The sequence below is a fragment of the Acidobacteriota bacterium genome (genome assembly GCA_003696075.1).
GTDB lineage: Bacteria > Acidobacteriota > Polarisedimenticolia > J045 > J045 > J045.
Genome location: RFHH01000043.1, coordinates 1 through 4,442 on the forward strand (window position 1 = coordinate 1; position 4,442 = coordinate 4,442).

At 71.9% G+C, this 4,442-nt stretch carries 1 protein-coding gene; it reads left to right on the forward strand.

Annotation, left to right across the window (positions count from 1 at the left end; genetic code table 11):
• Positions 1 to 750 precede the first annotated feature (750 nt).
• Positions 751 to 4,104 (forward strand): hypothetical protein, encoded by a 3,354-nt coding sequence (locus D6718_02585; GenBank protein ID RMG47969.1) that lies wholly within the window; start codon positions 751 to 753, stop codon positions 4,102 to 4,104.
• The last annotated feature ends 338 nt before the right edge of the window (positions 4,105 to 4,442 follow it).

Below are 4,442 nucleotides of genomic sequence, written 5' to 3' on the forward strand. Positions count from 1 at the left end.
CAATATACGCTGGCGGGAAGATCCGGGCTGTCGGGGGTATGGATCGCGGGCAGGAACGCCTTCCACTTCCCGGCGCGCCCGCGTCATTCGCGTACTGGCACCGCAGGGGATGCGGCCCGCCGGCGATCCCCACGGGCGTGGTGCTCCGTGGCGGAAAGGGTCGCCCCGCCCACCGCCGATCCTGGGGGCGGCACCGATGCGAATGTGCCGCCGTCCTGCGGCGCGTCACGAGTCAGTAAGGTCGGCCAGAGCCCCGCCGCTCGGCGCCGCACTTGTCCCCGCTTTCCCTGTCGCGGCCGGTGCTGTGGAACCCGCACGAGCCGACCCGGCGTCCTGGTCCCTCGCCCGCTCGCACAAGAGAAGGGAGCGCTGCACCGTCCTGGTTGCGCGGCCACGGACCGCCGCCCCCTTTTCGGTACCGGCGCACCGCTCGGCCGATCTCGAGGATCCCGGCGCGCCCTCCCGCATCCCCTGGCCCGCCGTGCGGGACCTGGCAGGGCGATGCGGCCCTCCCGGGCCAGCCATCCTCAATTGCAACGAAAAAAAGGAATTGGCCGGCCCGCGCGCCGATTCGCGCCAGCGGCGCCCTAGGCCCTCCGGCGAGCCGCCACGCCTCGAACTTCGGCTCGAAAGCCGCGCGGGTCGCAGGTTCCGCAGAATCGACGTATAAGAGGGCCGCGGCGCAAGGAAGGGCGACATCCTCTCGCTCGGTCGGTTTTCCGGGCCGGAGGTCGGCACCGGAGGATTTCGATGAGGCAACGTGTGAAGCGCGCTCGGCGCGGCGGCGCCGCGCTGGTGGTGGTCTTCTGTCTCGCGACGGCGGCCTGGGCCTTCAGGGAGCCGGCGCACCTGAAACGTTACGACGGCGCGGTGAAGCCGCGTGCCGGAGGGGCCGTTGCGATCGAGCCGGTGCCTGTCGAGAGCCTGCCGCCGTCCGACCCCCTGCGGGCGGGCTGGGAGCGCTTCGCCGCCGAGCAGGGCGGCTGGACGATCTACCTCGACGAGCGCACCGGGATGCCGTCGCTCGCCTCCGGCCGCGGTATCGCCTGGGTGCCGGGCCCCGGCAACGATCTCCCTGCCTCGGGGCCGGTGACCATCGGGCAGCTCGAGAAGCTCGCGCGGCAGTTCCTCGCCGACCACCGGGTGCTCCTCGGCGACTGGAGCGGCGTGCTCCAGCTCGATCGCGAGGCCTCCGTCCAGCGACGGCCCGGAGTGTGGCTGCTCGTCTTCCGGCAGGTCGTCGACGGCGTTCGTGTGGAGAACGCGCGGTTCGATTTCCATGTCGCGGCCGGGAATCTCGTCGCCTTCGGCACCCACCGCTGGGGGCGGCCGACGACCGACGGGCGGCCGGCGATCGACGCGCGGCAGGCACGGGCGATCCTCGACGCCTATCTCGGCAGCGACGGCACCACCGTCCGCGAGGAGGCCGCCCCGCCGCAGCTGCTGCTCCTGGCGCTCGATCCGCGGATGGAGGCCGAGCCGTCACCGTGGCGCGGAGCGCGCGGCGAAGGGCTGGCGCACCGGCTCGTCTGGCGGCTCTCGTTCCGGGTGCCGGGCGAAGTGCCGCTCTGGGTCGGTGAGATCGACGCGCACACCGGCGAGCTGATCGCCTTCTACGACGCTGCACATTACGCCTCCATCCGCGGCGGCGTGTTCCCGCAGAAGGGCGACGGGGATTGCGCCGGCGGCGGTTGCGATTTCCCCCACCCGCTGCCGTTCGCCGACGTCGCCGAGGATGGGCAGGCGGCGGCTTTCGCCGACGACTTCGGCATCTACTCCTGCTCGCTCGAGAGCGCTCCCACCACGACGTCGCTCGACGGGCAGTTCGTCCGCATCTCGGACGACTGCGGGCCGATCTCGGAGACGAACACCTGCGGCACCGGGCTCGATCTCGGGCAACGCGCCGGGGAGAACTGCGCTGTCGCCCACGGGGCGAGCGCGGGCAACACCAGCGCCGCGCGGACGGCCTTCTACGACGTCAACCGGGCCAAGCAGGCGGCCCGCGCCTACCTTCCGGACAACACCTGGCTCTCCGGCGTGCTGGTGACCAACACCAACGTCAACAACACCTGCAACGCCTCGTACGGCGGCCAGCTCAACATGTTCCGCGCCGGCAACGGCTGCGGCAACACAGGCGAGAATCTCGGGGTGCTCGTCCACGAGTGGGGCCACGGCCTCGACGAGAACGACGGCGGCGGCTTCGACAACACGTCGGAGGCCTATGCCGACGTCGTGGCGATCTTCTGGAGCCATGACGGCTGCATCGGCCCCGGCTTCTTCGTCGACGGCCGGACGTGCAGCGGCTACGGCGACAAGTGCCTTTCGTGCACCGGCGTTCGCGACATGGACTACTCCCGCCGCCAGTCCGGTCAGCCGGCGACGCCGGCCGGGTTCGTCGATGCGCGCTGCGGCAGCGGCGGCGGCCCGTGCGGCCGGGAGACGCACTGCGAGTCCTACCCGATCAGCGAGGCCATCTTCGACCTGGCCACGAAGGACCTTCCGGCGATGGGGCTCGATCCCGCGTCGGCCTGGCAGCTCGCCGAGAAGCTGTGGTACGAGACGCGCGCCGGCTCCGGCGGGGACATCTACACCTGCTCGCTGCCGAACTCCGATTCGTGCGCCAGCTCGAGCTGGTACCAGCAGATGCGCGTCGCCGACGACGACGACGGCGACCTGGCGAACGGCACGCCGCACGCGGCGGCGCTCTTCGCCGCGTTCGACCGCCACGGCATCGCCTGCGGCCAGGCCACCGACCCGGAGAACCAGAACAGCGGGAACTGCCCGGCGCTGGCCGCGCCGGCGCTGGCGGTCGCCCCCTCCGGCTCGGGTGTGCAGCTCACCTGGGACAGCGTTCCGGACGCGGCCAGCTACACGGTGTTTCGCGGAGAGCTGGGGTGCGACAAGCAGCAGGTGATCGTCGGCACTGTCACCGCCCCGGAGACCAGCTTCTTCGACGACAACGTCCCGTCCGATTTCATCGTCAACTACCGCGTGCGGCCGAACGCCGCCAACCCCGCCTGCACCGGGCCGGTGTCGAACTGCGCCGTGATCCCGGAGGAGGCGAAGCTGATCGAGAGTGCCTACCGGCTCGACGAGAGCGGCCCGAACGCCAACGCGAACGGTTTCCTCGAGCCGGGGGAGACGGTCGAGCTTCCCGTGTCGCTGTTCAACTACGGTGCGCTCGACGCCACCCAGGTCACCGGCACGCTGCGGGCGCTGACCCCCGCATCGGTGCGCGTGATCGGGCCGGACACGACCTGGCCCGACATCGCCCGGAACGGGGTCCAGGAATCGCTCGCCCCGCACTTCCAGCTCACCGTGCTGCCGTCCGCCACCTGCGGAGAGACGCTCTCGTTCGGGGTCGAATCGCAGGCGGCCGAGGCGGCGCCCCACACCGACCGCATCGACATCACCATGGGAACGTTCCAGCGCGACTACCCCAACAACCAGTCGCAGGACATCCCCAACGAGACCCAGCAGCCGGTGACCTCGACGATCACGATCGACGACGTGCGGACGATCACCGACCTCGACGTTTCGATCGACATCAGCGCGTTTCGCGCGAGCGACTTCATCATCGACGTGACCTCGCCCTCGGGAACGACCGTCAGGCTGAAGAATCGGACGAACGGCGGGCTCAACACGCGCTACGACCGCGATCGGCAGCCGGACGGACCGGGGACGATGCAGGACTTCGACGGCGAGCCGCTCCAGGGCACCTGGACGCTGTCGATCCGGGACGTCGTCCCGGGGCCGTTCCCGCAGGGGAGCACGCTCCGGAGCTGGACGATCCACGCGCAGGTCGCCGAGCCGTTCGACTGCCAGCCGTTCGCTTGCTCCGATCCGACGCCGGACGCGGTGCCGCCGTCGCTGTCGGTGCGGCGCAGCGGCGCGGACCTCGTGTTCGACTGGCCGGCGGCGACGGGTGCCACCGGCTACAACCTGCTCGCCGACACCGACGCGCAGTTCCCGGCGCCGGCGCTCGACGGACGCACGAGCGGCGCGACGACGCTGACGCTCGCGGGCGCCGCGAGCGGTCCGGCGGGAAGCGTTCGTTACTACCTCGTGCGCGGGACCAACTCCTGCAACTGGGAAGGCCCGTAGCGAGGGCTGCACCCCGGTCCGGGGCGTCGCCGCCGGGTGCGCGCCCGGCGGCGGCGCCGCGCCCGCACCAGGAAGGCGCCGCCGTCGAAACCGATCCACCCGGGCTGCCGCGCCCGAGGAGCGGCGGATCCAGGCGGGCGGCGAGATTCCGCAGCGCCGGGCCGGCGGCCTGCACGACGCTCCGAGGGGCTCTTCCGCCGCGATCCCCGCGCCGTCCCGCGCCGCCGGAGGGCGTCCGCTCGCGGAAGCCGTGGCGGGTGCGGCTTCTCAGCGAGCGCTCCCCGGTCCTGTCGCGGCCCTGAGGGTGATCACGAAGGGGGCCCAGTAGGCCGGGTGCG